General features: G+C 63.2%; 24 protein-coding genes, 1 tRNA gene and 1 pseudogene. 15 read left to right on the top strand and 11 right to left on the bottom strand.

The genetic code is table 11. From position 1 onward, the window contains the following. The first annotated feature begins 18 nt into the window (after positions 1 to 18). Positions 19 to 1,533 carry a ribosome biogenesis GTPase Der gene (der, locus tag AC1C2S_RS20225; RefSeq protein WP_495354384.1) on the top strand — a complete coding sequence of 505 codons (1,515 nt, stop codon included), beginning with the start codon at positions 19 to 21 and terminating at the stop codon, positions 1,531 to 1,533. Positions 1,534 to 1,540: 7 nt separating this feature from the next. Beyond that, on the top strand, positions 1,541 to 1,867 hold the full coding sequence (locus tag AC1C2S_RS20220) for a hypothetical protein (RefSeq protein WP_495354383.1): 327 nt from the start codon (positions 1,541 to 1,543) through the stop codon (positions 1,865 to 1,867). Here the strand turns inward: AC1C2S_RS20220 and AC1C2S_RS20215 are convergent. Continuing rightward, complete coding sequence (locus tag AC1C2S_RS20215; RefSeq protein ID WP_495354382.1) at positions 1,827 to 2,741, bottom strand: SDR family NAD(P)-dependent oxidoreductase; 915 nt, start codon at positions 2,739 to 2,741, stop codon at positions 1,827 to 1,829. The genes AC1C2S_RS20220 and AC1C2S_RS20215 overlap by 41 nt on opposite strands. Positions 2,742 to 2,841: 100 nt before the next feature. Here AC1C2S_RS20215 and AC1C2S_RS20210 point away from each other — a divergent pair, with 100 nt between their 5' ends. Further along, the gene (locus AC1C2S_RS20210; RefSeq protein WP_495354381.1) at positions 2,842 to 3,507 is read left to right on the top strand and encodes a TetR/AcrR family transcriptional regulator; all 666 of its coding nucleotides are present in this window, start codon (positions 2,842 to 2,844) and stop codon (positions 3,505 to 3,507) included. Between the two features lie 62 nt (positions 3,508 to 3,569). On the opposite strand, the gene AC1C2S_RS20205 is transcribed toward AC1C2S_RS20210, so the two are convergent. Continuing rightward, on the bottom strand, positions 3,570 to 4,208 hold the full coding sequence (locus AC1C2S_RS20205; protein WP_495354380.1) for a GNAT family N-acetyltransferase: 639 nt from the start codon (positions 4,206 to 4,208) through the stop codon (positions 3,570 to 3,572). 189 nt (positions 4,209 to 4,397) lie between these two features. Next, entirely contained in the window at positions 4,398 to 6,152 is a 1,755-nt protein-coding gene (locus tag AC1C2S_RS20200; RefSeq protein ID WP_495354379.1) for a pyruvate dehydrogenase, read from the bottom strand. A gap of 241 nt (positions 6,153 to 6,393) precedes the next feature. On the opposite strand from AC1C2S_RS20200, the gene AC1C2S_RS20195 reads away from it, so the two are divergent. From AC1C2S_RS20195 to AC1C2S_RS20180, 4 genes are all read left to right on the top strand, one after another. Next, positions 6,394 to 6,470, top strand: a tRNA-Pro gene (locus AC1C2S_RS20195). A gap of 179 nt (positions 6,471 to 6,649) precedes the next feature. Next, complete coding sequence (locus AC1C2S_RS20190) at positions 6,650 to 6,886, top strand: helix-turn-helix transcriptional regulator (RefSeq protein WP_495354378.1); 237 nt, start codon at positions 6,650 to 6,652, stop codon at positions 6,884 to 6,886. A gap of 36 nt (positions 6,887 to 6,922) precedes the next feature. Then, positions 6,923 to 7,819, top strand: coding sequence for a tyrosine-type recombinase/integrase (locus tag AC1C2S_RS20185; RefSeq protein WP_495354377.1), 897 nt, complete (start codon positions 6,923 to 6,925; stop codon positions 7,817 to 7,819). A gap of 14 nt (positions 7,820 to 7,833) precedes the next feature. After that, positions 7,834 to 8,061 (top strand): tyrosine-type recombinase/integrase, encoded by a 228-nt coding sequence (locus AC1C2S_RS20180; protein ID WP_495354376.1) that lies wholly within the window; start codon positions 7,834 to 7,836, stop codon positions 8,059 to 8,061. Between the two features lie 454 nt (positions 8,062 to 8,515). Here the strand turns inward: AC1C2S_RS20180 and AC1C2S_RS20175 are convergent, their stop codons facing one another. Then, on the bottom strand, positions 8,516 to 9,037 hold the full coding sequence (locus tag AC1C2S_RS20175; RefSeq protein ID WP_495354375.1) for a hypothetical protein: 522 nt from the start codon (positions 9,035 to 9,037) through the stop codon (positions 8,516 to 8,518). A 152-nt stretch (positions 9,038 to 9,189) separates the two neighbouring features. On the opposite strand from AC1C2S_RS20175, the gene AC1C2S_RS20170 reads away from it, so the two are divergent. The 3 genes from AC1C2S_RS20170 to AC1C2S_RS20160 all read left to right on the top strand — a co-directional run bounded on the left by AC1C2S_RS20170 (position 9,190) and on the right by AC1C2S_RS20160 (position 10,453). Beyond that, complete coding sequence (locus AC1C2S_RS20170) at positions 9,190 to 9,489, top strand: hypothetical protein (protein WP_495354374.1); 300 nt, start codon at positions 9,190 to 9,192, stop codon at positions 9,487 to 9,489. 57 nt (positions 9,490 to 9,546) lie between these two features. Next, positions 9,547 to 9,795, top strand: coding sequence for a hypothetical protein (locus AC1C2S_RS20165; protein ID WP_495354373.1), 249 nt, complete (start codon positions 9,547 to 9,549; stop codon positions 9,793 to 9,795). 202 nt (positions 9,796 to 9,997) lie between these two features. Further along, positions 9,998 to 10,453, top strand: a complete 456-nt coding sequence (locus AC1C2S_RS20160; RefSeq protein ID WP_495354372.1) for a WapI family immunity protein — start codon at positions 9,998 to 10,000, stop codon at positions 10,451 to 10,453. A 239-nt stretch (positions 10,454 to 10,692) separates the two neighbouring features. Here AC1C2S_RS20160 and AC1C2S_RS20155 read toward each other — a convergent pair. The 4 genes and pseudogenes from AC1C2S_RS20155 to AC1C2S_RS20140 all read right to left on the bottom strand — a co-directional run bounded on the left by AC1C2S_RS20155 (position 10,693) and on the right by AC1C2S_RS20140 (position 16,682). Continuing rightward, positions 10,693 to 11,683: pseudogene (locus tag AC1C2S_RS20155) on the bottom strand (IS481 family transposase). A 189-nt stretch (positions 11,684 to 11,872) separates the two neighbouring features. After that, positions 11,873 to 13,801, bottom strand: a complete 1,929-nt coding sequence (locus AC1C2S_RS20150; RefSeq protein WP_495354371.1) for a UvrD-helicase domain-containing protein — start codon at positions 13,799 to 13,801, stop codon at positions 11,873 to 11,875. Then, complete coding sequence (locus AC1C2S_RS20145) at positions 13,798 to 15,969, bottom strand: ATP-dependent nuclease (RefSeq protein ID WP_495354370.1); 2,172 nt, start codon at positions 15,967 to 15,969, stop codon at positions 13,798 to 13,800. The genes AC1C2S_RS20150 and AC1C2S_RS20145 overlap by 4 nt, the downstream gene beginning before the upstream one ends. 287 nt (positions 15,970 to 16,256) lie before the next feature. Then, on the bottom strand, positions 16,257 to 16,682 hold the full coding sequence (locus tag AC1C2S_RS20140; protein ID WP_495354369.1) for a DUF4145 domain-containing protein: 426 nt from the start codon (positions 16,680 to 16,682) through the stop codon (positions 16,257 to 16,259). 468 nt (positions 16,683 to 17,150) lie between these two features. Here AC1C2S_RS20140 and AC1C2S_RS20135 point away from each other — a divergent pair, with 468 nt between their 5' ends. The 5 genes from AC1C2S_RS20135 (at position 17,151) to AC1C2S_RS20115 (ending at position 20,695) form a co-directional block, all read left to right on the top strand. Next, entirely contained in the window at positions 17,151 to 17,462 is a 312-nt protein-coding gene (locus AC1C2S_RS20135; RefSeq protein ID WP_495354368.1) for a hypothetical protein, read from the top strand. Between the two features lie 3 nt (positions 17,463 to 17,465). Beyond that, positions 17,466 to 18,020, top strand: a complete 555-nt coding sequence (locus AC1C2S_RS20130; RefSeq protein WP_495354367.1) for a hypothetical protein — start codon at positions 17,466 to 17,468, stop codon at positions 18,018 to 18,020. Positions 18,021 to 18,138: 118 nt separating this feature from the next. Next, positions 18,139 to 19,038 carry a peptidoglycan-binding domain-containing protein gene (locus tag AC1C2S_RS20125; RefSeq protein WP_495354366.1) on the top strand — a complete coding sequence of 300 codons (900 nt, stop codon included), beginning with the start codon at positions 18,139 to 18,141 and terminating at the stop codon, positions 19,036 to 19,038. Continuing rightward, on the top strand, positions 19,029 to 19,631 hold the full coding sequence (locus tag AC1C2S_RS20120) for an ATP-binding cassette domain-containing protein (RefSeq protein ID WP_495354365.1): 603 nt from the start codon (positions 19,029 to 19,031) through the stop codon (positions 19,629 to 19,631). The genes AC1C2S_RS20125 and AC1C2S_RS20120 overlap by 10 nt, the downstream gene beginning before the upstream one ends. 74 nt (positions 19,632 to 19,705) lie before the next feature. Beyond that, the gene (locus AC1C2S_RS20115; RefSeq protein ID WP_495354364.1) at positions 19,706 to 20,695 is read left to right on the top strand and encodes a hypothetical protein; all 990 of its coding nucleotides are present in this window, start codon (positions 19,706 to 19,708) and stop codon (positions 20,693 to 20,695) included. A gap of 127 nt (positions 20,696 to 20,822) precedes the next feature. On the opposite strand, the gene istB is transcribed toward AC1C2S_RS20115, so the two are convergent. The 3 genes from istB to AC1C2S_RS20100 form a co-directional block, all read right to left on the bottom strand. Beyond that, the gene (gene istB / locus AC1C2S_RS20110) at positions 20,823 to 21,635 is read right to left on the bottom strand and encodes an IS21-like element helper ATPase IstB (protein ID WP_495354363.1); all 813 of its coding nucleotides are present in this window, start codon (positions 21,633 to 21,635) and stop codon (positions 20,823 to 20,825) included. Continuing rightward, positions 21,632 to 23,305 carry an IS21 family transposase gene (istA, locus tag AC1C2S_RS20105; RefSeq protein WP_495354362.1) on the bottom strand — a complete coding sequence of 558 codons (1,674 nt, stop codon included), beginning with the start codon at positions 23,303 to 23,305 and terminating at the stop codon, positions 21,632 to 21,634. Before istA ends, istB begins: the two co-directional genes overlap by 4 nt. A gap of 143 nt (positions 23,306 to 23,448) precedes the next feature. Continuing rightward, complete coding sequence (locus AC1C2S_RS20100) at positions 23,449 to 23,760, bottom strand: DUF8608 domain-containing protein (RefSeq protein WP_495354361.1); 312 nt, start codon at positions 23,758 to 23,760, stop codon at positions 23,449 to 23,451. Between the last annotated feature and the right edge of the window lie 197 nt (positions 23,761 to 23,957).

Raw genomic sequence — 23,957 nt, 5'->3', positions numbered from 1 at the left:
GACTTCAGAGGAGAGACCATGACCGACCAGGGCGAAGACTTCGACGCTCCCGACGACGATCTCGCGGAGCGTCTCGCCGACGTCGATGACGAGCTCGCCGAGCAGCGGGCGACCACGCTCCGGTCGGGGCTCGCCGACTACGCGCTCGACGACGACGACCTCGAGGTGCTCGAGCTCTCCGAAGAGGGCGAGGAGGCGATTCGCTTCCTTCCCGCACTGCCGGTGATCGCGATCGTCGGTCGGCCGAACGTCGGCAAGTCGGCCCTCGTGAACCGAATCCTCGGGCGCCGTGAGGCCGTCGTCGAAGATACTCCTGGCGTCACTCGCGACCGCGTGTCGTACAAGGGCGAGTACCTCGACCGGCGGTTCACGCTCGTCGACACCGGTGGGTGGGAGCCCGACGCGAAGGGCATCGACGCATCGGTTGCCGCGCAGGCCGAGGTTGCGATCGACCTCTCCGATATCGTGCTGTTCGTGGTCGATGCCACGGTCGGTGCCACATCGACCGATGAGCACGTCGTGCGCCTGCTCCGCAAAGCGGGCAAGCCGGTGTTCCTGCTGGCGAACAAGGTCGACGACGCCCGCCAGGAGTCCGAGGCTGCTGCGCTCTGGAACCTCGGTCTCGGCGAGCCGCTCCCGGTGTCGGCCCTGCATGGTCGCGGCGTCGCCGACATGCTCGAGACCGTCTTCAAGGTGCTGCCGCAGGTTTCGGCCGTCGCGAAAGACGAGTTCGGTGGCCCGCGTCGCGTCGCGATCCTCGGTCGCCCCAACGTCGGCAAGTCGAGCCTGCTGAACAAGACCGCCGGTGAAGAGCGCGTCGTCGTGAACGAACTCGCGGGCACCACCCGTGACCCCGTCGACGAGCAGATCGAGCTGGGCGGCAAGATCTGGCGCTTCGTCGACACCGCCGGCATCCGTCGTCGCGTGCACCTGCAGCAGGGCGCCGACTTCTACGCCTCGCTGCGAACGCAGGCCGCCCTCGAGAAGGCCGAGGTCGCAGTCGTGCTGCTCGACGTCTCGCAGCCGATCTCCGAGCAAGACGTGCGCATCATCGACCTCGTGCTCGAATCGGGTCGCGCGCTCGTGCTCGCGTACAACAAGTGGGATCTGCTCGACGACGAACGTCGCCGTTATCTCGAACGCGAGATCGACCAAGACCTGCACCACGTGGCGTGGGCACCGCGGGTCAACATCTCGGCGAAGACCGGCCGGCACCTCGAGAAGCTCGTACCCGCCCTCGAGACCGCGCTCGAGTCGTGGGACACCCGCATTCCGACCGGCAAGTTCAACGCGTTCCTCACCGAGCTGACGCAGGAGCACCCGCACCCGGTGCGCGGCGGCAAGCAGCCCCGCATCCTGTTCGGCACGCAGGCAGCAAGTCGCCCGCCGACATTCGTTCTGTTCACGACCGGATTCCTCGACCCGGGCTATCGCCGCTTCATCCAGCGGCGCTTGCGCGAGATCTACGGCTTCGAAGGCTCGCCGATCGTCATCAACATGCGGGTGCGCGAGCGCCGCGAGCGCGGCAGGTAGTTCACGGATGCCGCGGCGCCCGAGTCGTTCCCGTCGAGCGGGGGAGTCGGGCGATCGCGGCATCTACGTCGAGATCCTGGTGCGCGCCGAACTCGACGAGGTCTGGCGGCTCACGCAAGAGCCGGCGTTGCATTCGCGCTGGGACCTTCGCTTCTCATCGATCGTGCCGACGTCGCAGCTGCGCGAGGGCGGCTACCGGTTCGTCTACGAACGGTCGCTGGGCGTGCACACCATCACCGGCACGGGCGTGTCGCTCGGCGAGCGCCGCAAGGGGCCGCTCGTGGAGCCGAACGTCACCGTACGGCCAGGCTGCGGGGGAATGTCACGCCGGTGAGCTTCTCCGAGACGGTCCACAGGCGCTGCTGGATTTCCTGGTCGTGGGAGTCGGCGCTGGAAATGACCGCCTTCGGATATCCGCGGTTCTGACCCGCATGGGCGGGACCGTAGTACTGGCCGCCGACGACCTCCGGATCGGTGGCGGCGCGCAGGGTGGGCAGAGCGCCCATTTCGGGCTTCTGGGAGAGCAGCGGCGCGAGCCAGGTGAGGGGCAGCCGGAGCGCGGCGGGTGTATCGCGGGTCAGGGCGGTGTTGGCCACGCCGGGATGGGCGGCCACCGCGACTGTCGTGCCGTGCGACGCGAGCCGGCGCTGCAGTTCGTACGTGAACATCAGGTTGGCCAGTTTGGCCTGGCCATACGCGCCGGCGCGGCTATACGAGCGCTCCCACTGCAAGTCGTCGAAGTGGATGGCGGCCCGGATGCGGTGGCCGTTGCTGCTGACCGTGACGACGCGGGAGCCGGGGACGGGCAGGAGCCGGTCGAGCAGCAGGCCGGTGAGGGCGAAGTGGCCGAGGTGGTTGGTGCCGAACTGCAGTTCGAAGCCGTCGGCCGTTGTTCGCTTCGGGGTGTACATCACGCCGGCGTTGTTGACCAGAAGGTCGATGCGCGCGTGGGCGGCGCGCAGGTCGGCCGCCGCGGATCGGATCGAGTCGAGGGAGCTCAGGTCGAGGGCCTGGACGGTGACGTCGCCGATGATGCGGTCGGCTGCCTGCTTGCCCTTCTCGACATCGCGAACGGCCAGGACGACCGCTGCCCCCCGCTCGGCGAGCATGCGGGCGGTCTCGAAGCCCAGCCCGGAGTTGGCGCCGGTCACGATCGCCACCCTGCCGTGCTGATCGGGGATGTCCTGCTCTGTCCAGTTGTCGCTCACGGTGCACTCCTAAAAAACTCTCGGTCTGTTATTAGGACAAACCTAAGGGACCGGCGGTCTGATGTCAAGGAACCGGTGGTCTTTAAGCTAGGCTGAGGGCGTGACGTTCCAGCGAGCGCGAAGCGAAGAGCAGCGGGAGATCCGCCGCCGGGCGATTCTGGATACGGCGGCGGCGATGCTCGACGAGATGCCCGTGGCCGAGGTGAGCCTCAACGAGCTCAGTCGGCGGGTGGGCCTGGCCAAGTCGAACGTCCTGCGATATTTCGAGTCGCGCGAGGCAGTGCTGCTCGAACTGCTGGACGACTACCTGGGAAGCTGGCTCACCGAGCTGGCGGAGGAGCTGGCAGTGGGCATCGAGCCGCACGCGGCACCAGAAGTGCGGGCGGGCCAGCTGGCCGAGATCCTTAGCCAGTCGCTCGCGGGCCGGGTGGTGCTCTGCGACCTCTTCGGCGCGCAGGGCGGCGTCCTGGAGCACAACGTCTCGGTCGAGGTGGTCAAGCGACACAAGCGGTCTTCCCTCACCAGGCTCGCGGTCATGTCCGAGCTCGTGCGCCACCATGTGCCAGAACTCGGCGACGGCGCGCAACTGTTCTGCCTGATGAGCCTCGTCTCTGCGGGTGCACTGTCGTCTTACGTGCCGCCGCCGCCCAGCCTCCTCGCCGCCTACGCGGACGAGCCCGCCCTCGGCGTGCTCCACCTGGAGCTGCGTGACGCTCTCCGCGCGACCTTCACTTCGGCGCTCCTGGGTGTGCTGCCGCGCGCGTGAACCTTTCCGTTCGCTGGGCGGCGCTTGCCTCGAACCCGACGAGAAGCGAGGCCGTGAGCCCCTCAAATATGAAGAACGCCGTTGTTCACCAGCTCGACCTGCATGATCGCGCGGTCTGGCTTCGGCCGGGAGATTTCGGTGAAGCCGGCGCCCGCGAACATCGAGACCGTGCCGTGGAAGAGCGCATCTGCTGCGACCTTCGCACGCTTCGAGGGGTCGACGGCGTAGGCCTCGATGACGGCGGCGCCGCCCGCACGGGCGAAGTCGACCGCGGCCTCGGCGAGAGCGCGACCGACACCGCGGCCACGGTGGCTTCGCGGTACGACGAAGCATGAGACGGCCCAGACGCCGGCGTCGTCGAAGTCGGGGTGGGCGGAGCCTCCGGTGACGATGCGGCTGCGGCGGAGTCTGGGGAGATTGGTTCGCGGCTCGACGGCGCACCAACCGACTGGCGTCTCACCGTCGTAGGCGATGAGCCCCGGCCCGGCGTCGGTGCTGTGCATCTGCGCTTGCAGGCGGTCGTGCAGGGCGTCATCGCCGATGCCCCGCCAGTCGCTGCCCGGGATCTTGTACCACTGGCACCAGCAATGCGCCGGGTCGCCGCGTGTGCCGAACACGGCCTCGACATCGGCGAACGGCACTTCGCTCGCCGGAACGACCCGGAGCGGTGCGGGCTCGAGATCTTCGATCAGATCGGTCATCACGTCTCGAAGATAGCGCCGACCACTGACATCCGAGCCCGCCGCTCACGACATGATGCGCGACATGCAACGCGACCACGCCGAGCTCTCAGCAGAGTTGCTGGATGCCGTCGCACCGGTCGATCGGGTAGTACATCTGATTCGGTTTCGAGAACCTCGCTGAAGTCGACTGCTCGATGCGGTGGCGCGTCAAAGCCCAGGCAGGTGCTTGATGTTCGAGCGCGCCATCGCCACTGCCTCGGCTGCGCCGCCGTGCAGCACGGTCTTCGACATCGCAAGCGCGAATCCCTTCACCTGCTCGCCCGTGATCGCGGGCGGCAGCGAGAGCGCTCGCGGATCGGTGACGATGTCGAGCAGCGCCGGGCCGTCGTGGGCGAACGCGGTCGCAACGGCATCCTTCACTGCGTGCGGGTCGTCGACGCGCTCCGCGTGGAAGCCGATCGCCTCGGCGATGCCGGCGTAGTCGACCGGCGGAACGTCGACGCCGAATGACGGGAACCCGTCGACGAGCATCTCGAGCTTCACGAGCCCGAGGGTCGAGTTGTTGAACACGAAGATCTTGAGCGGCAGCTTGTACGCCACCGCGGTGATGAGTTCGCCGAGCAGCATCGAAAGCCCGCCGTCGCCGGCGATCGCAACGACCTGGCGGTCAGGGTAGGCGAACTGCGCGCCGATCGCGTGGGGGAGCGCATTCGCCATCGAGCCGTGGAGGAACGATCCGATGATGCGCCGATCGGGTGCGGGGGTGACGTAGCGGGCCTGCCAGACGTTGCCCATGCCGGTGTCGGCCGTGAAGACCGCGTCGTTGTCTGCGGCCTCGTCGATGAGTGAGATGGCGTACTCGGGATGGATCGGCGTGACCTTCGAGACATCCGTATAGGTGCCCACGACCGTGTCGAGCAGCTTGTGGTGCTTCTTCAACGTGCGGTCGAGGAAGGCATGGTTGCTCTTCGGCGCCACGAGTTCGGTGAGCCGGGCGAGCGTGACCCGCACGTCGCCGTGCACGGGGTGCGCGACGCTGACGCGCCGGCCGAGATGCGCGGCATCCGTATCGATCTGGGCGATGACGACCTTCTCCGGGTCGGGCATGAACTGTTCGTAGGGGAAATCGGTGCCGATGAGCAGCAACAGGTCGGCATCGTGGATGCCCGCGTGCGCTGCGCCGTAGCCGAGCAGGCCGGTCATGCCGACGTCGAAGGGGTTGTCGTACTGGATCCACTGCTTGCCGCGCAGGGTGTGGCCGACCGGTGCCTTGAGCAGCTCGGCGAACGCGATCACCTCGTCGTGCGCACCCTCGACTCCGGCGCCTGCGAAGATCGCGACCGTCTTCGCCTCGTCGATCGCGGCGGCAAGGCGTCGCACATCGGCTTCAGCGGGCACGAGCGTCGCGGGTTCAGTGAGCACGAGCGACGGGAACGAAGCGGATGCCTCGAACTCCGCGACATCCCCTGGCATGACGATCACCGAAACCCCGGGGCCTGCGATCGCATGCCGCAGCGCCGAGTTGACCACACGCGGCGACTGCGCAGCCGTCATGATCTGCTCGCAGTAGTTCGAGCACTCGACGAACAGGCGCTCGGGGTGCGTCTCCTGAAAGTACCCCGAACCGATCTGCGCGCTCGGGATGTGGCTCGCGATGGCGAGCACCGGTGCGCCCGAGCGATGCGCGTCATAGAGGCCGTTGATGAGGTGCAGGTTGCCAGGCCCACAACTGCCGGCGCACACCGCGAGCTTGCCCGTGAGCTGCGCCTCGGCAGCGGCCATGAACGCGGCGGATTCCTCGTGGCGCACGTGGATCCAGTCGATGCCGCCCTTCGCCTTGCCACCCGATCGGCGCACCGCATCGACGATGGGATTCAGCGAGTCCCCGACGATACCGTAGATGTGATCGACGCCAGCATCGATGAGCTGGGCGACGAGCTGGTCGGCGATGGTGCGTGCCACGGTGTTTCCCCCTCGGAAGTGCGTATGTGCCCCCAAGTCTTGCGGGGATGATGCTCGAGGTCGAGGGCTCTCAGCTGATCGTCAGTGGCTGGAGAGGATGTCGTCTGTTGGTTGAGGACGGAGCGGAGCGACCGTCTCGAAACCCGGCGAGCGGATGCCGCGTGGGTGCCCTCGTGTGCACGAGCACGCCCTCGAATGCCGCTATGATGGTCAAGTTGTCTTCGGCGAAATCCGATGGCATCGGGCTGTGGCGCAGCTTGGTAGCGCACTTGACTGGGGGTCAAGGGGTCGCAGGTTCAAATCCTGTCAGCCCGACCAAAAAGTCCCGGAAACTCAAGGGTTTCCGGGACTTTTGAGGTTAAGAGATTTGATCCTCCCATCGAAAACCCATCACTTTCATCCCGTCAGTACCCCTGATCCGTCCTTGCCGTCCGAGCCGACCGTGTCATCGCCGGTCGGTTCCGATCGCTCAGGGGCGGGGTGCGCACCTGACCGGTATGAACACGCACGAGGAGATGGCGATCGATTCCGCGACGGTACCCGCCGACGCATTCGGGCTCGAACCGCTGTTGGACATCACCGAGCTGGCTGCCTATCTGGGTGTGCCGGTCTCGACGCTCTACGACTGGCGCACCCGCGGCAAGGGGCCGGCGGCCTACCGCTTCGGCAAGCACCTGAAGTTCGCCGCCTCGGACGTGCGCGCCTGGGTGGCCGAGCAGCTGGAATCGGCGTAGCCGCCGTATCGATGCTCCGAGGGGCGGCGAACTGACATGGGCCGGCCACGACTGACCATCGGCAGCTTCGGCGATATCACCACCCGGATCCTGCCGTCCGGGCGATTCGAAGCCCGCACCCGATATCGCGACTGGGACGGTCGCTCACGCATCGTGCAGGCCACCGCCGACACCACCAAGGCCGCCGAGCGAGCACTGAAGGAGAGGCTGGCGGGACGCTCGGAACTCCAACCCGCATCCAGCTCCGGCCACCTGACGCCGGACAGCCCCTTCGGCGACCTCGTCGCGTACTGGCTGCAGGACATCGACCTCGAGGGCCGGATCTCGAAGACGACGCGGATCCTGTACGAGCGGAATATGCGCACCCTCGTGCTGCCGGTGTTCGAGCACCTGACGCTGCGTGAGATCGGGGTGGCGCGCTGCGACCGCTTCATCAAGGAGCAGGCGAGGATCTCGTACAACCGCGCCAAGCAGTCGCGCGTGGTGCTGAGGCTCGCGCTCGAACTCGCTGTGCGGCACGAGGTGCTGCCCGCCAACCCGATGCATCACGTCTCCCGCGTCCACCGTGAGGCTCGGATGCCCGATGCGCTGACGAGCGTCGAGGTGAACGCGATCCGCGCCGTGATCGCCCGCTGGGAGTCCGGCGTCGACCACGTCTCAGGTCCTCGGCCCGATGGGCAGCTCGGCGCGATCGTCGAGGTCATGCTCGGCACGTCCGCCCGCATCGGTGAGGTGCTCGCGATCCGCCGGCGCGACGTCGATGTCACCGGCCCGACGCCGACGATCCGCATCGCCGGCACGATCATCAGCCGTCATGGCGAGCCGACGTTCCGGCAGGACCATCCGAAGACGGCGAAGTCTCGGCGCATCATCGCATTGCCGTCGTTCACAGCCGAGGCGGTGCGGCGTCGACTTGCGGTCACAGCGAGGTAGACCCGGAGTCGCTGGTGTTCCGCTCGCGCGAGGGCACTCCGCTGACCACGGCCAACGTCCGGCGTCAGCTGGGACACGTGCTCGAGCTGGCCGGCATCGGCGGAGTGACACCGCACCTGTTCCGGCGCACCGTCGCGACCGCGGTGAACGACAACGCGAGCGTTGAACTCGCCGCCGAATTGCTCGGGCACACCGATACGAAGATCACGGTGCAGCACTCATCCAGCGTCGGGAGTTGGTGAACCCGGCGACGGCGGAGCTGCTGGAGAGGGCGTTCAGGCGGGATGAAGACTGATCGAGGCGGTCGGCGGAGGAGCAACGGCCAGCACGGATGCGGCTGTCCAGGACGGCCCGCCGATACGACTCCGTCTGATCAGAGTGACGGTGGGGGCGAATCAGCCCCGCCGTGTGATCAGGGCTTTTCTCGTTGAGGCACAATCGCGCCCGTGACCCGTATGCGCGTCCACCCGAGCTTTGCAGCCCGACTTGGACGGAATGGGCGAGGCGATGTGCGCGGCGCAGATCACTCCCATGACAGGTAGGTACGCACGTGCTCCCTCGCGTGCAGCGCTGCGCATCTGTTGCCCTCTCCTTCACTATCTCCGATTCGACGGCTCGGGCAGCCTGTTCAACGTCGTCAGTGAAGGATCCCATTACGGGCAGAAGACATCCACGATGCACTGAGCTTCGACACGCTCAGTTCTCTAATGTGCCGATCTCGAATTCGTCGTCCTTGAGTGCGAGCTGTCGCACCGTTTCCAGACCGTCGGCGATTTCGGCGGGGGAAGCACCCAACCGCCAGTCTGAGATTGCCCCAGCCAGGAAGCCACATGCGGTGCCTCGTTTGTCGAGAGTCGCGGCAGCTGCGAGGCTCCATGCCTTGCCGATCTCATCGGCAACCTTCCGCTCTTTGCCCTTCGTACGCATCCGCAGTAGCTCGACAGCGATTGACACGCCAGCGGCGTGCGGAACGTAACGCTGCGGTCGTTGGCCGGCGCCCCAGTTCACTAGGCCGAAGTCCCGCTTATAGGCATCAAGGTCCGAGACGTATTCAGCGATGCGACACAGCAGGTACTCGACAGCCTGGTCCACCCCGTCCTGGGCCGACGCTCGCCGCTGCCATCCGAAAGCAAGCCACACGGCGAAGACACCGATCACGCCGCCGACAATGGTGGCGAGCAACTGAGGAACGAAAGCCTCAAGGAATGGATCAGTCATTCGGAAAGCCTCGCACCTTTCGGGCCGCACGACGTTCTGGCTGCGCGTTGCACCCATACGCTGCACCTCACGCTTTCGCATGCGATGTCGGTAGGACGCCATATCTTCTGCACATGCCCACATGCCAAGTACGCGGGTGCGATCGCACCGACATGCAGCCCATCCGCGAGGCCAACGTGACGCTCGCGTTGTGCACCGATCACAGCCTTGCAGTCCGAGGCGGCGAGCAACACACCTACCTTCCAAACACCCGCGAGGTGTTGATCGGCTCTGCTGCGCTGCCCGAGCTGCTCAACGTGATCACGACTCTCACCGTGGGCAACGAATCAGAACTCGTCGAGCTGCATCTCGGCCGGGATGGTGTCGTAGAGCAGCAGCTTCAGTTCCAGGTGTCGGACGACACGAAACGCAAGCTCGGGATCAGCTGGCTGCAGCCAGCTCGCGAGGTCTAACTAGTCAGTTCGGGATCCAGCAGCGGGTATCCAATCGTGCCGGGCTACGATCCAACAATGAGCGTTCGCCTTGCATACCTCTTCTTCGACCGCGACAAGAACGTATGGAAGCTTCGCCTCGATCCAGACAACAGCGGCCACGGCGCCAAGTTCAATGAACTGCCGGACTTCGGCGGAGATATCCGCAACCCTCAGGACATCGAGAAGATGTCCCTGATTCTCGGCTCGTGGGGCGTCAGCGCCGTCGAGGGCGGTTGGCAGGACGCCGAGGGTGGATGGGTTGTACCCGTGTTGCGACACCGTTGAGCAGCATCTCGTACCTGCCCGACCCAGGGGACGAACTCACTGCATGAAATCGGGCGGGCCCGCGATAGCGGGTCCGCTTAGGCGACGAGGTCCGCAAGCGGATCCCGCAACGGAGAATTGATCCAACGATGAACCGGTCGATGCCACTGTGTCCTCCCGCTGACAGCGGACTGCCTCGCCGCCGCTTCTATAGAGTACGAGCGTGCAAATTTCTTCCCCCGACGGCGACTTCGTCGAGATTCGTCTCGATGGCTATCAATTCGGGGCCATGGCCGTTGCGCCGACGGGTGGTTGGGACGAGAACTGGCTGCTCGTCGATGGGCGTGTGAAGTTGGCCGACGAGTCCTGGGAGTTTCGAGACCCCTGCCTGACGACGTGGGAGGCACGAGAGCTCCTCGCCTGGCTCCGAGCTGTTCCCCAAGCCGTAGAAACCTCGATCGAATTCACGGAGCCGAACCTGTCGTTTGCCGCAGTGGCTGCCAATCCAGGCGAGTCGAGTCTCGTCATCAGGCTGGTCGGAGAGGCAGCGCCACCGAGTGCTTCTTGGGACGACCGATGGGGTCGAGGGATTCGGATGGAATTTCGCGTCGAGCACGCCCTACTCGCCGTCGCAACTAACGACTGGGAACAGCAACTCGAGCACTACCCGTTGCGTTGAAGGGTCGCCGACCGAAACACTCGGCACGTCTCAAGCCGAGCTGTGAGGGCCCGGCATCCGTTGACCGTACGGCTCCCGTACGACCCGCCGCGATATTCCCGGTCAAGGTGCCCCGAACGCGACAGCCGACGCAAGCTGATTTGCCACCCGGACGTATCGATGAACCACCAAGAATCCCGACCCCGGGGGGACGTTCTGGAAGCTCCTGGCGTCGAGCGCTCACCCGCCGTGCTCGACCTCTAGTTGTACTGCCCAGGGAGGTTGATCAAGCTTGTGATGGGTGGGACCTTCCCGATGGCGGTGTGGGGCCTGTGGTGATTGTAGGTGTGCAGCCATGCAGGGAGTGCGTTTCGTCGGGCGGATTCTGAGTTGTAGTGGCGGGCGAATGCCCCACCGTCGCTCATCGTGCGGTGGAAGCGTTCGATCTTGCCGTTGGTCTGTGGTCGGTAGGGTCGGGTTCTCTTCGGCGTGATGCTCAGCTCGACGCACGTGTCGCGACAGGCGTGACTTGTATGCGCCGCCGTTATCGGACAGGACCCGCTCGACACGGATGCCGCGGTCCGCGAACCAAGACACTGCGCGGCGTAGTACTCCTACCGCGGTGGCCGCGGTTTCGTCGTCGTGGATCTCGGCGTACGCGACCCGGGAATGGTCGTCGATGACGGTGTGCACGAATGCATGCCGCATCAGCGGGTGGGAGTACTTGTTGCGGCCCTTGCCCGGCGTCGTCGCCCGGTGCTTGCCGCCCTGCTGCCTGCCGACGGTGCGCCAACCGCCGCCGTCGGGGATGTTGCCGAGCTTCTTCACATCGACATGGATCATCGACCCGGGATACTCGTGCTCGTAGCGGCGGATCGGTTCGCCGGTGCGTACGTCGACGTGGCGGAGCCGGTTCAGCCGGCACCGCACAAGTACCGCGTGCACGGTCGACGCCGGTATCCCGACCCGGCCCGCGATCGCGACCGGGCCCAGGCGCTTCTTCCACCGCAGGTGCACGATCTTCCGCACGAGGTGTGGCGGCGTCTTGTTCGGTGAACCGTGCGGCCTGGACGACCGGTCTTGCATCCCGTCTACGCCCATCGCTTCATACCGGTCGGCCCACCGCTTCGCGGTCGGCCATGCGACGTGAAAGAACACGGCCGCGTGCGCGACCGACCAACCGTCATCGACAATCAGCCGCGCGATCCTCAGACGTTGGATCGGCGTCAAAGCGGCGTTAGCGTGGGACACGAGGACCTCCTGGACTCGAGTGAAAGTGTCAACAGCTCCACTCTCACCGGGAGGTCCTCATCGTGTCCAGCACCCTAGACGCTCACATCACAGCTCGACCAACGTCCCTGGGCAGTACATCTAGCAGCGCTCTCAAATCAAGGCCGGCACCCGCGTTCGTGTGTGACGAGTCCATGCGCATCGTCCTTCTTAGGCTGGCCGTGTCGATTGAAGATCCATTGTGTCGTGGACACTGGCGGGGTCGAAGATGTTCAGATCCCTCAGCTGCGCTGCGGCTGTTGATGTATCTCGGGTGAAAATCACGACGGCAAGGGCGTGCTCTGCGCGCGAGCAGCCGACGTACAGCAGGCGGCGAGTGCGGTCGATTGTGGTTTCGAGGCCGGCGGCCATGTTCTCCCGGTCTTTGTCGGAGAGTTCCTGGAGGCCGAGAAGCTTGTTGTAGGAAAACATGTTCCCTGCGGCGGCGTCATCTTCTAGAAGTACGAGCACGCGGCTAAACTCGGCCCCCTTGACTCCCTGGTGGGTCGCGTAGACCGAATGCTCGTCTAAGTAGCTTTGGTAGGGGAGAAGCTCTCGTGCTGGAACTTCCAAGAACCGAGCGAGGATATCGCTTTCCGGGCCGACACTGTTGGCCAAATCGGACAGATTACCGGGATCAGGGGTCTGATTGATGAGCGCCTCGTGTTCCTTGAACCTCTCATCGAGTGTGAGCAGCCCGGTTGCAGTTGCGTGTTGGAGGACGGCGCGCACGGTCGCGTGGCTGTCTGGTTGCAGCATCTCCGCAACGGACTCAGCGGCCGCGGAGAGCCTCTTGAGCACGGAGCTGGCACTCTGGTTCGTCCCCATGTCGAGGAGGAGGGGGCTGTTGGCGCGGATGAGTTCAATCTGCGGGAACTTCTGTCTCGCCCAGACCGATTGGGCGAGCGGGGTGAGGTAGCCGACGAAGGGAAGGGTTGTCCAGGCCGTGCCCTCGGCGATGGCGGTCTTGAGAGCGTCCGTGCTCTTGTCATGGTGCGAGGAGAATAGGCTCTCGAAGCCGAGCCGTCGGGCAGCAAGACGGTGTTCAATGACAAGGATCCGTACATTGGACGATCGGTGATCCGAGCTCCACTCCGGATCGTTGGTGTTCGTTGCGAGCCACTCGCGAACCCGAGCCAGATGGCTGTCACGCTCCGCATCAATCGGGAGCACGAATAGGTGTGCTTCGCCTCGTATGTACTCGTCTGAGTCGCCGTTTCGTGTGCGTCGACCACCTTCTTGGAGGAGAGCTCCCGGGACTTCGCGTCGGATGTTGTTGATGACCGATAGCACGGTAGACGGGCAGCGAAAATTCTCGGGTTTGTCGATCTGCACCCATCCTGGCTCCAGCGCGATGTCGCCAGCACCTGTTGCGTAGATCTGTTGCATGGGGTCGCCAAAGAAGCCAATGCAGAGTGCACACGACGGATCGTTTGACAGCTCCTTCAGAGCTGCAACCACCAGCGGGAAGGTGTCTTGGCTCTCGTCCACGAAAATGAACGGGTACCGCTGGGCGATCAGCTTCCGGAGGAGAGGCTTCTCGAGGATGAGTTGCGGAACCATCTTGATGATGTCATCGTGGCCAAGGATTCCCTTGCCGTACCGGCTGCCAACCCCGTAGGTGAACGAAGTCACGGTCTGCATCGCAGCCTTGTTCGCTTCTAGTCGCTCGAGCTGGAGTGTGTTCTTCGCGATCGTCTTTGCTTGGGTGCGGGGTTTGGCGTTGTGCTCCTGCAAGGCAGCGACTTTCTCGTCGATGCGCTGAGCAACCCAAGTCGCCACATCTCGTTTGAACGGTTTGATCACCGTCCACAGGAAGCTGTGAATCGTCGAGACATGGAAGAGTGGATCCTCTTCGATCTCGCCGTGGATCTCGCCAGCAGCGACTTCGGTATAGGTGATGCAGGCGACCTGTTGTCCGCTCTTTCTGAGCGTCTCACCGTTCCTATCGCGAAGGTGGGCGAGCGCCTTGACAAGTGAAGTGGTCTTCCCTGACCCTGCGCCAGCGTTCACAACGAAGCAGGTTGCGGTGGGGCGTGCGAGAACTTCACAGAGCTTAATGTCTGCGTCAGTATCCGGACTGTCGATTCGGCGCGTCATGACACAACGACCTGTTCTTTCACTGGTGTCATGGATGGCGGGTTGATCTTGCCGTCAAGCCAGGCGAGTCCTTCTGCGATATAGCTGGGAGACTGCCACTCGTCTGACGAAAGCATGAGGGCTAGGGCAAACTCGGTCTTCTTGAAGCTGGAACGCTTCACTCGATCGTGGATCTTCTCAACGATGTCGTTCAACGAGGCTGCCGTGTGGTCGAACTGTGCGGGCAAGAGCGAGCGTGAACGATGCGTGTCGCTCAGAACCCATACCAGGTTCTCGTAGGCGAAGGTCTCCTCAAATGTGCGCCCGGTCACGCGGGAGGTGCTCCCGTCTTTAGTGACATCACTGGAGGTCTGGTAGGCAACGCGGAGAAGCGTCGGATTGTCCGTGCCGAGCGAGAATTCCTTCGCCGTGTCGCTGAGCTCCAGGAGCTCCGCGACCGTGGTTTTACGGGGATGCCAGTCGCGAAGGGTTGCGTTCGAGGTCACTGCCAATGGAGTGTCTGCGGGGCAGGAAGTACCGGATGCGACACTAGGTGATCCATCTTGCGCAGAATTGACGACAGACCCTCCGGACGGAGCCGAAGGGGTAACGCTATCCAGGTCGGTGATCACCAGCGTTGGGATACCGAGCAGAGCGAGCAGCGGATCGAACTTGTGCGCAAACGCCCCCCCGACCTCAAGAATCGTGAGGTAGTTGGATGTCAATGAACGTTGACTCTTCTCGATTATCGAGGGCAACAGAAGACGCTCAACGTTGCCTTCCACGAGAATTACTGCATCTGCAAAGAAGAGATCACAGTGGGTGAGCTTCATATACCGCTCGAGGAAGTTCTTCGTGTCTTTCTCGAGGGTGTTCAGCTTTGAAACATCGCGAACCTGAGACTCGTGTCTGCCCGTGGAGGACTGAACTCGTCTGAAATACCTGATAGGAGTGAATCGGCTTTCGTTGATCACATGAGCCGAGTGGGTTGTAACTACGAGCTGGGTAGTAAGGCCGCTGTCGTCGGAGATGATCTCTTGCATCTTGCTGATGAAGACCTGCTGGAGCTGCGCGTGAAGATGGGCCTCAGGTTCCTCAACGATCACCAGATGAACTGGTGTTCTCTCATCCTGCGTGACCCACTGTTGGTGGAAGTCCAGCATCTTGATGACCATGTAGATCAGATTCTTGAAGCCAAGCCCGTTGTACTTCTCCGGGAGGCGGATTCCAACCAGATCCCCTTCCGCGCGGGGAAGTGAATACTGAATGGATGTGTCTTGCGCCATGATCTGGTCGGCCGTGAAACTCGACCGGATGACGAGCTCGGGGTCTTCGACACCAGGGTAGCCGAGCGCGTTCAAGCTGCCGAGGGTCGATTCGAACACCTGCGCAAGGTGATCGTTGAAGCTTGTTTCTGAAGCGTGCAGAGCCTGGAGGACGCTGGTGTCTGTCTCAAACCTGTCGAGGTTGCGTTGGTAGAACTGGCTGAGGCTCCTCGAAAGATCCTTCGTGCGTGAATTGGCCTCGGAATCTGAGAGAAACCGTTGGGCGTCCAGATAGTCAAGAGTAAGCAACCCGTCAAGGGTTGCGGCCGCCTCACCCTTCGAATTCTGCAAAGGATGAGCGGTCGGCGAATATGCGTGCTCCTCTCCCTCGGCGATCTCGTGCTCAAGGACAAAATAGGCTAGCTCGTATTCTGAATGGAGCTTCTTCTCGAGGTACTCCTGGAGGCTGCTGGGCCATGGATGGTATGACGTGTCCGATTTCAGCGCCGCCGCTGATTTCGCATCGCGATACCGGGAGAGCAGCTCCGATTCGCTACGCGGCCGATACTGCAAGCGAATCCCGACTGGTTGATCATTCCAGTCGAGACTGGGGAGGAGATCCACGACCCGATGGAGTTCATTCTCCGTCACGTCGAACCACAGGTCGAGGGTGATTGCCGGAAGTGGTGGCTCCTGACCGGGCTCGGAATCTTCGATTTCCCTCAGGCTTTCCAGGCAGCTCGCACTGAAATCAAAGACGGTGAGGCCTTTCGCCCGGCCCTTCACGAGGAGACGAAGCACGCTGGCCGCGGAAGTCTTGCCGCTATTGTTCGCGCCGACGAAAACAGTCGTGCCAGTCTCGAGATCGATCGACACGTTCTTCAGTCGACGGAAGTTGCTGATCTGCACTGTCTTCAGATGCACGGATACCCCTTGTTGCTCTGCAACGATCCCGTTTCGCGCAGAGTGCCCGATCGTATGCCGTCGATGGCCTTACCCAACTATCTCAGAACTGAACAAACATCGACTCGCCCGGTGCAGGGGTCAGAACGAAGCTCTTGGCGTGGTGCGGGTCTGCATGTCGGCCACCACTGCGTTGAGCGAATCATCCAACTCGTCAGTATCGATCTGAGTGTGCAAGCCGAGGAAATCGCTGGTGACTTTCGTTGCTTGATGGAGCCGTTGGCATCGCAGCCATCGACCGGGGCGGCTCAGGGCTGCCGCGAGGGTCCCTTCGCGGCGTTGATGGTTCGCGCATGCGCGTCGATGTCTGGGCCCGTGAAAAGTCGGTGAAAGGCTTCGTCGAGCACCCTGGCGCCGTCGAGTACCTCCATGGTGGTCAAGTCTGAGTCCTCGTGAGTTCCGGCGTTGCCAAGCCACTTGACTGCGAAAAACAAGTCAGCCAGAGGTGGCCGATTGGGGTCAGCGTCTCGCCATTCCTTGATGCGTTCGTGCGGGTTCCGAAACTGCCCGGTTGGTCGAGTGGCAGAGATACCTTCCGAGGTCAAGAAGCGTTCTACCGTGGCACGCAGGGCGGTTGCTGCTAAACCAGGATCGGCGAAAAGCACACGGGATGCGCGGAGCACGCCATCTCGCACTTCGTCGGGAGCTGACATGGGGATCGGCATCATCAGCATGGGTGGATGCAAGTGCGTCACCGTGTAGTACGACGAGTAAGGGGCCTCTGAGAATGTCAACCGAGTTCAGGACCAGGTTGGCAATCTAAGGGGAGACCACCCAGACGCTCATCGCGGCCAGGGTTGGGCCTGACATCTTCGATGAGGCCACCGTTTAGACCTGATGGCCGGGTACACCTAGATGGTGTCGTTGTTCACCGCACCGGCGGCGCCGGGTTCGGCGACGTCCTTTGTCTTGCCGAACAGTTGGTTCACATTGAAGCTTGACCGTCAGGCCGCTGCAGCATGTTGCCCTCGTGGTGAATTTCTAGACGGTGGGAGGCATAGCCCTTGGCAAATGCCGCGACAGCATAGTGGTGCTAGCCGAGCTGGTTCGAGTCGGCTCTTGAGAGGACTTGCCAAACGTGCCGGGACTGGTCAGCCTTTCAGTGCCTAGCGACGCCGCTAGGCATAATTTTGGGGGGTTGTATGCGCAAGGCACTTTCCATTGGTTTCACCGGGGCGTTGATTCTCGCGGCCACGTTGGGGCTCGCGGCACCGGCACAGGCAGGGCAACAAGCCGGATGCTTGCCGACTCCGTCGAAGACGTCGACATCGACGTACGTCTTCGATCGTGGCGGTCAATGTGCCTGGGTCCAGGCAGGCATCTGGCGCTACATCTCTTCTGCGCCCACGCACTACACCGGCGCGCAGGCCTCGTCGTCGTCCGTCACGAACTCGAACGGCTCGGATTCAGGCCACGACTTCCGCCGCGACGGTAGTAGCTGGGTATCGTTCTAGAGCATGCCCAGAGCAATTCAGCTCGTGCTGCCTGTGGCGTTCATTCTGAGCGTCACAGGTTGCGCGGCTCAAGCCACTGAAAAGTCGGACGCTCCGTACTCTGCGGAAATCCAACAGGCGCGCGAAGAGGCGACATCAGATTTCGAGCGTGATGTCCTTGCTGACGGCAAGATATCTCGGCAGGAGTACGACGAAGCCGCGCAGCGCTATGTCGATTGCCTCAATGAATCCGGCTTACAGGCGTCGGCAGAGCTTCAGGCCTCGGGGAGCTACCAGTACGCGATTTCGTATCCAGCGGGGAACGGCACCAGTGTCTCATCGGCAGAGGAGACATGCTTGTTCGGTACCAAGAACCTCATTGAGCCGCTCTACGTGAACATGCTGCAGAATCCGTCAAATGGCGATCCACTAGCGCCCGCAGTCGATTGCCTCATTCGGAACGGCATTGTGGAAGACGACTACGATGTAGACGATCTCGAGAAAGAGCTCAGTGAGTCGCCAGAATTCCGCCCAGACCAGCCCGAAGCCTTCGAGTGCCTCACCAACCCGCACGGATAAGGCCGGGACCGCGATCCTTGTCGGCCTCGTAGCCCTTTCCTGCGGTATCGGCATAGGTGTGGTTGCTGTCCCCGCCGCGTCGCCCTCGACGCTGGAAGCGCACACGGGGCCCGTAATCGTGCCGGTCGAATCCTCTGATTATGGCGACCCGATCAGTGTGGAGCTCGTCGCCGAGCAGACCCCCAGTCGTGGCCTTGCCCCCTACCGCTCGGGCGTTCTGACTGCCGTCGATTGCGCACCTGGAGCGTCTTGGAACTCTGGCACCGCACCGATAGCCATAGACGGAGTGCCGGTGATGCTCTTGCATACCAGTATTCCGCTGTGGCGCGACCTCCAGCCGGGAGATGAAGGCGCCGATGTGCAGGCGCTTGAGAATGAGCTGACCAGGCTCGGCTACCCGGTCGATGTTGACCAATATTTCGGCACCAGCACTTCGACCCAAATGCGTGCACTTCGCATCGCGAATGGACTCGAGTCAGAAGGCACTCTGCCTTTGGCTGATGTCATCTGGCTACCGACGAGTTCGGTCACGGTCGACGCCTGCCCATCGCAGCTTGGTGTGGCTGTGTCACCGGGGGCTCCGGTTGCTCAGCTCGGCGGTACCGTCAGTGGCTTTGCTATCAAAGGGGCCAACGCGATCACCATTGATGGTGAGCGGGTCTTGAGAGTCGGCGATGTTGAAGTCTCTGTTCCGAGTGGCAGTACCACGGTGACGGCTCCAGACGCTATTGCCCGAATCCTCGCCACACCTGAATATGAGGCAGTTGTCTCAAGCGGTGGAGACGTGAAACTAACGGCCGCATTCGAGCTTGCCGCCCCCATCGCGGTCAGCGCAGTCCCGGCTAGCGCCCTGATTGGCGCAGGCACCGACGCTTCATGCGTGTCTGACGGTGACCGGAAGTACGCGGTCGAGGTTGTGGCGTCAACATTGGGTCGGGTGCTCATTCGTACGTTGGCCGATACATTACCCCCGAACGTAGCGATCGTAGATTCCTCGTCGAGGATGACGTGCAACTGACGGCGCGTGGGCTCTCTCACTGGTTCGACGTCGACCGCCCTCTCTTTAGTGGGCTGAGTTTCAAAGCTCAGGGTGGTGACCTAGTCGCGATCACGGGGCCATCTGGGAGCGGAAAGAGCACACTATTGAGCATTCTCGGTGGGTTCGCCGATCCGCGCGCGGGGACGTTGGAGGCGCTCGGGATCAACACGACCCAGTGGGTCTTCCAGAATCCGCACGGTGTCCCTGGTCGCACGGCAGTTGACCACGTGGTGCTTCCTTTGCTCGCGAAGGGTGCACGCCGTCGGGACGCTGAAACGCGTGCGCGTGAACTGCTGTCGCGTGTGCGCCTTGAGGCCGTCAGCGATCACACATTCGGACAACTATCCGGAGGCGAGGCACAACGCTTGATGATGGCACGAGCGATCGCCTGCGACCCTGATCTGATCCTTATGGACGAGCCCACGGCGCAGTTGGACGCCATCAGCGCCGAGGCAGTTATTTCAATCTTGGACGGTCTCGCAGAAGCCGGCCATATTGTAATGATTGCCACGCACGATCCGCGAGTCCGCGATGAGTGCTCCCGTCGCATTGAGCTTGGCGGTCTCGGATGAGAGCGTCTTCAATATTCTCCGAGGCGTGGCGAAATGCATTCGCGAGCCCCTTACGCTCTTTCGCGGTCTTGTGCGTGCTCTCTCTCATCACCATTGGATTGGTCGTCTTAGAAACTCGTGCAATTGGTCAGCTCGTTGACGAAGCCGAGAATTTTCGGACGACTGGTGCATCGGTCTATATCGTCAACGCGGCCGCGGAGATCGACGCCCGCGCCTGCGATGGAATGCCACGTACGAGAGCAGTGGCCGAAGCCGGAGCCCTCCGAGAAAGCGAGCAGCGCATCCGGTTCGACGCACTCCCCTCGAACAGCATCCTCAGCTTTGAAGGTTCTCCTGGCCTGCTCAGGCTGATCCACGCCAGGCCAGCCAACGACGGGCTTGTGCTCTCACGTGCGGTAGCGGACGAATTGGCGCTGTCACCCGGTGACTCAGTTTCTACAACGACTGGCGAAGCCCGCGTGGCAGCCATCTACGACTGGCCGCCGGACGGTCGACGCAGCGATCTAGAGTACGCAGTCATAGTGCCCGTCACGGCGAGCGGTCCCTTTGACGAATGCTGGGTTGATATCTGGCCATCGCTTTCCGACCCCAGTTCATTCACCGCACCAGTCGTCTCTGTGAACGCGCCCCGTGAGACCGAAGTACAGCTGACCCAGCTCAACTCATCGCTGGGCCGAACATTCAATGGTCCGGAGGCTTTCGCGGGCCGGCTGACTCGCTACGGACCCCTGGTCGGACTTATCGGCGCGGCGCTCCTGCTCCTCAGCGTCGTCTACAGCCGACGAGTGGAACTGGCGTCGGCTTTGCACTCGGGCGTAAGACGCGCTTCGCTTCTGTTGATGCTCACCGTCGAGGCTCTTTGGCTCGCCCTGCCTGTTGCCCTCTTGGCAGGCTCCGTCGCACTGGCAACGTCCGCTGAACAAGCGCCATCGGACGCGGAAGTGATTAGGATGGCGTCGATTCCGATCGTGTTGGCAACGATCGTCGGCGCGATCCTGGGCAGCCTCATTGCTGGCATGCTCATTCGTCGCCGCAACCTCTTTCGGTACTTCAAGGACCGCTAGCAGTGGACCAATTTGGCATTGGAAGAACTGTTGATGCAGGTAAAGGCCTTTCTCAGCTGCTCGTGGCCGATTGCTTTCGCAAACCGCCGGCAGATCGGCTTCGCCTTGATACGACAGGTCGGGCTTGTTAACTGGCGTCGGTGAGTCGTCGTGTGTGCGCGAGCCGGTAGGAGTCGGTGCCGGTCTCGATGATGCTGCCGCCGAAGGTGAGCCGGTCGACGATTGCGGCACATAGGCGCGGTTCGGTGAACGTCTTCGTCCAACCTGAGAAGGATTCGTTTGATGCGATCGCGACGGAGTTCTTCTCCTCTCGTTCGGTGAGGACCTGGAACAGTAGTTCGGCGCCGCGACGGTCGAGCTCCATGTAGCCGAGCTCGTCAATGCAGAGAAGATCGACGCGTCCGTACCGCGCGATGGTGCGGGCGAGCTGGCTCTCGTCGGCGGCTTCGACGAGCTCATTGACCAGCTTCGTCGCGAGCGTGTACTTGACTCGGTATCCCTTCTCCGCGGCCGCAGTGCCAAGCCCGATCAGAAGGTGGCTCTTGCCTGTGCCGGAGTCACCGATCAGGCAGAGTGGCTCGCCCTTCCGAATCCAGTCACCAGCTGCGAGTTGGTGGATCGTCGCAGCGTTGATGTTCTGGTTCGCATCGAAATCGAAGTCCCCGAGCCACTTGTTCCTAGGGAAGCCTGCCGCGCTGACACGACGGATAGAGGAGCGCCGGTCCCGGTCGTCACATTCGGCCATGAGTAACTCAGCGAGGAAGCCCTGGTAGGACAGCTGCTCCCGATTGGCAGTCTCGAGCGCTTCATCGACCACCGCACGAACGGTCGGCAGCCGCAGCCGCCTGCAAGCTTGATCGACGGCAGCGGACGCAGCTTCCTCGGTCAGCCCGCGCCGCCGGCGCAAGGTAGTGGTGACAGCAGTAGCTCGTGAGGTCATGTTCTGGTGCTTCCTTCTCGATCGGCGGATGGTCCAGTGATGTTGGGTCGTGCTCGTCGCGGTAGGAGTTCGTCGTAGCCGGCGACCGACGGCAGCGGACGTGTGTCCGGCGGGAGTCCGGCGATCACCGCCGCGGGGTCGGCAAGCCGGCGTTGAGTCAGACTGACAACACGCTGCTCGACGGGTGGTGACTGTTCAACGAGATGCCGGCCCAAGCCGGACCCAGCCGCGTGCAGGCGAGCTTCGACCGCGACCACGTCAGCGGACACAGCACCGACGGTCAGAGCGGCACGGATGCCCGCGATCACGTCGGCGGCGTGCATGGTCCGGTGCAGGAGCAGCACGTCGATGAGGGCGCGGGTGCCGGCGGTGTCGCCGTCGACCTTGCGGGCCGCTTGCCAGAACGCATCGTGCGTGGCCGTGAACGCGCCCGACTCGCGGGCACGGGCAAGGGCCGTGGACCCGGGAAACGCGCCGGGCTTGTGCCGCAGCACCTCGAGGTAGTGATCCAGATTCACGGCGTGGCCGCCGCGAGCGACGACGCGTTCATGGCGGGCGATCTCGGCGTGCCCGTCGAAGACAACGACCTCGGATGCCCGCAGCGACACTCGGACGTTGCGGCCGATCAGGTGCGCGGGGACTGAGTACTTCGCCATCCGCACCGTGATCAGCGCCGACCGGTCAACCCTCGGGTGCAACGTCAGCCCTGGGTCGAACCGCTCGAACGGCAACGGCGCCAGCTTCGTTTGCTCAGCGCTGAAGTCTTGTCCGACGGTGCGGATCCGCGACGCGATGCGGCGTTCATCATCCTCCACATCCCATTGCCGGATCCGCGTGTTGAGCTCGGCCAGCGAGCCCACGACCGGCATCGGCGTGAGTCGTTTCCGGCGGAATCGTCCGACTTCACCCTCGACGCCGCCTTTCTCGTGCGCACCCTTGATCCCGGGTTGGCAGTAAAACGAGTCGAACCCGTAGTGCGAGCGGAACAGCACCCACCGTTCGTTCTCGATCCGGTCCCGGCCGCGGCCGTAGAGCACCGATTGAACGGCGGCGGTGAGGTTGTCGTACTTGATGTGCCGGGTCGGGATTCCGCCGATCTCATCGAACGAGTCGATGTGCCCCTCGAGGAACGCCTCCTGTGATTGCGTCGAGTATACCCGGTGGACTGCCTTGCCCGAGTGCGAGAGGCGGAACACGAACATGTGACACTTCGTCTTCACCCCGGCCAGAACCACCCACACCTCACCGAAGTCGACCTCGGCCTCGGCACCCGGCATGTGCTCCTGTGGGACGAACACATCAGCCCGTCTGCCTGCCGCCGCATCGATCTGCGGGCGCCTGGCCCGAACATAGTTCCGGACCGTCGAGTAGGAAAGCTCCGTCGCCCCGTGCTCGGCAATCAGCCGGTCGAACACGCGCGTCGCGGTGTGCTTCTGCTTCCGCGGTGCGTCCAAGTCCTGACGGAGCATTTCGTCGATGAGGGGCTTGAACCTGTCCAGCCGTGGTGCCGACCGCACCCGCGTCTTCTTCGGCGGCGGTTCAGGCGACTCGAGCGCCTGTCGAACCGTCTGCCGGCCGACCGCGTGCCGGCGGGCCAGCGCCCGAATCCCCAACCCCTCAACGCGCGCATCACGTCGGATCCGAGCAAACACATCCACCCGAGACTCCATCCGTCCTCCACCCTCAGCAATCGGAAATCACAGTTCCGATAACGGTGGAGGTGGGTCCGGCTTAGATTGCCGCAGGCACCCCGGCAACGACCAAGTGGGTCCCGCCTAGATTGCCCCGGTGGGTCCGACTTACGCTGCCATAGTCAGGCCTCTGAGTAATTGAACTCGTCGCGGTTGGACTTCTGGGAGTAGTCCACGCGAAAGTCACCGGTGCCGTGCACAGCCTGCTGGCACTCGGGGTTTTCACACTGGCCGCGGACGACGAAGGTGCCGGAAATCCACTCCGGTTCGAACGCTGGATGGCTGCGCGCCGATGCTGAATCGTGGCTTTCGTCTTCAGCCGGCGCAGAGAAACCGATGTACCCGGTCTGACACTTTGGGCAAGCGGGACGAGGCCACGGCTGGCCTTCCTCGATCGGCCGGGCGAGGTCGGGAAGCGCGGAGTCCACGGGCATGTTTTCAGCGTAGAGGGATGAGCTGTCGGAATCGGCCCGACTCGCCTTTCTATCGGGAGCTATGTCTGACATGTTAATTCTGGTTCTCTCACAGGTCCCCGGGGGACCAGAAGGGGACCAGAATCATGCAAACTATGCATCCCGTTACGGCACTGCATGATCTGACCCCTGGAATCATGCGGGAAACAGACCTGGTC

The sequence above is a fragment of the Agromyces sp. Y782 genome, assembly GCF_059445405.1.
Note: the sequence above shows the minus strand (reverse complement) of the source record. Positions and strands in the feature narration are given on the sequence as shown.

Coding starts and splice junctions, on each gene's coding strand:
- der (WP_495354384.1), top strand. CDS start 19: ATGACCGACCAGGGCGAAGACTTCGACGCTCCCGACGACGATCTCGCG.
- AC1C2S_RS20220 (WP_495354383.1), top strand. CDS start 1,541: ATGCCGCGGCGCCCGAGTCGTTCCCGTCGAGCGGGGGAGTCGGGCGAT.
- AC1C2S_RS20205 (WP_495354380.1), bottom strand. CDS start 4,208: ATGACCGATCTGATCGAAGATCTCGAGCCCGCACCGCTCCGGGTCGTT.
- AC1C2S_RS20190 (WP_495354378.1), top strand. CDS start 6,650: ATGAACACGCACGAGGAGATGGCGATCGATTCCGCGACGGTACCCGCC.
- AC1C2S_RS20185 (WP_495354377.1), top strand. CDS start 6,923: ATGGGCCGGCCACGACTGACCATCGGCAGCTTCGGCGATATCACCACC.
- AC1C2S_RS20175 (WP_495354375.1), bottom strand. CDS start 9,037: ATGACTGATCCATTCCTTGAGGCTTTCGTTCCTCAGTTGCTCGCCACC.
- AC1C2S_RS20170 (WP_495354374.1), top strand. CDS start 9,190: ATGCAGCCCATCCGCGAGGCCAACGTGACGCTCGCGTTGTGCACCGAT.
- AC1C2S_RS20165 (WP_495354373.1), top strand. CDS start 9,547: ATGAGCGTTCGCCTTGCATACCTCTTCTTCGACCGCGACAAGAACGTA.
- AC1C2S_RS20150 (WP_495354371.1), bottom strand. CDS start 13,801: ATGACGCGCCGAATCGACAGTCCGGATACTGACGCAGACATTAAGCTC.
- AC1C2S_RS20140 (WP_495354369.1), bottom strand. CDS start 16,682: ATGCTGATGATGCCGATCCCCATGTCAGCTCCCGACGAAGTGCGAGAT.
- AC1C2S_RS20135 (WP_495354368.1), top strand. CDS start 17,151: ATGCGCAAGGCACTTTCCATTGGTTTCACCGGGGCGTTGATTCTCGCG.
- AC1C2S_RS20130 (WP_495354367.1), top strand. CDS start 17,466: ATGCCCAGAGCAATTCAGCTCGTGCTGCCTGTGGCGTTCATTCTGAGC.
- istB (WP_495354363.1), bottom strand. CDS start 21,635: ATGACCTCACGAGCTACTGCTGTCACCACTACCTTGCGCCGGCGGCGC.
- istA (WP_495354362.1), bottom strand. CDS start 23,305: ATGGAGTCTCGGGTGGATGTGTTTGCTCGGATCCGACGTGATGCGCGC.
- AC1C2S_RS20100 (WP_495354361.1), bottom strand. CDS start 23,760: ATGCCCGTGGACTCCGCGCTTCCCGACCTCGCCCGGCCGATCGAGGAA.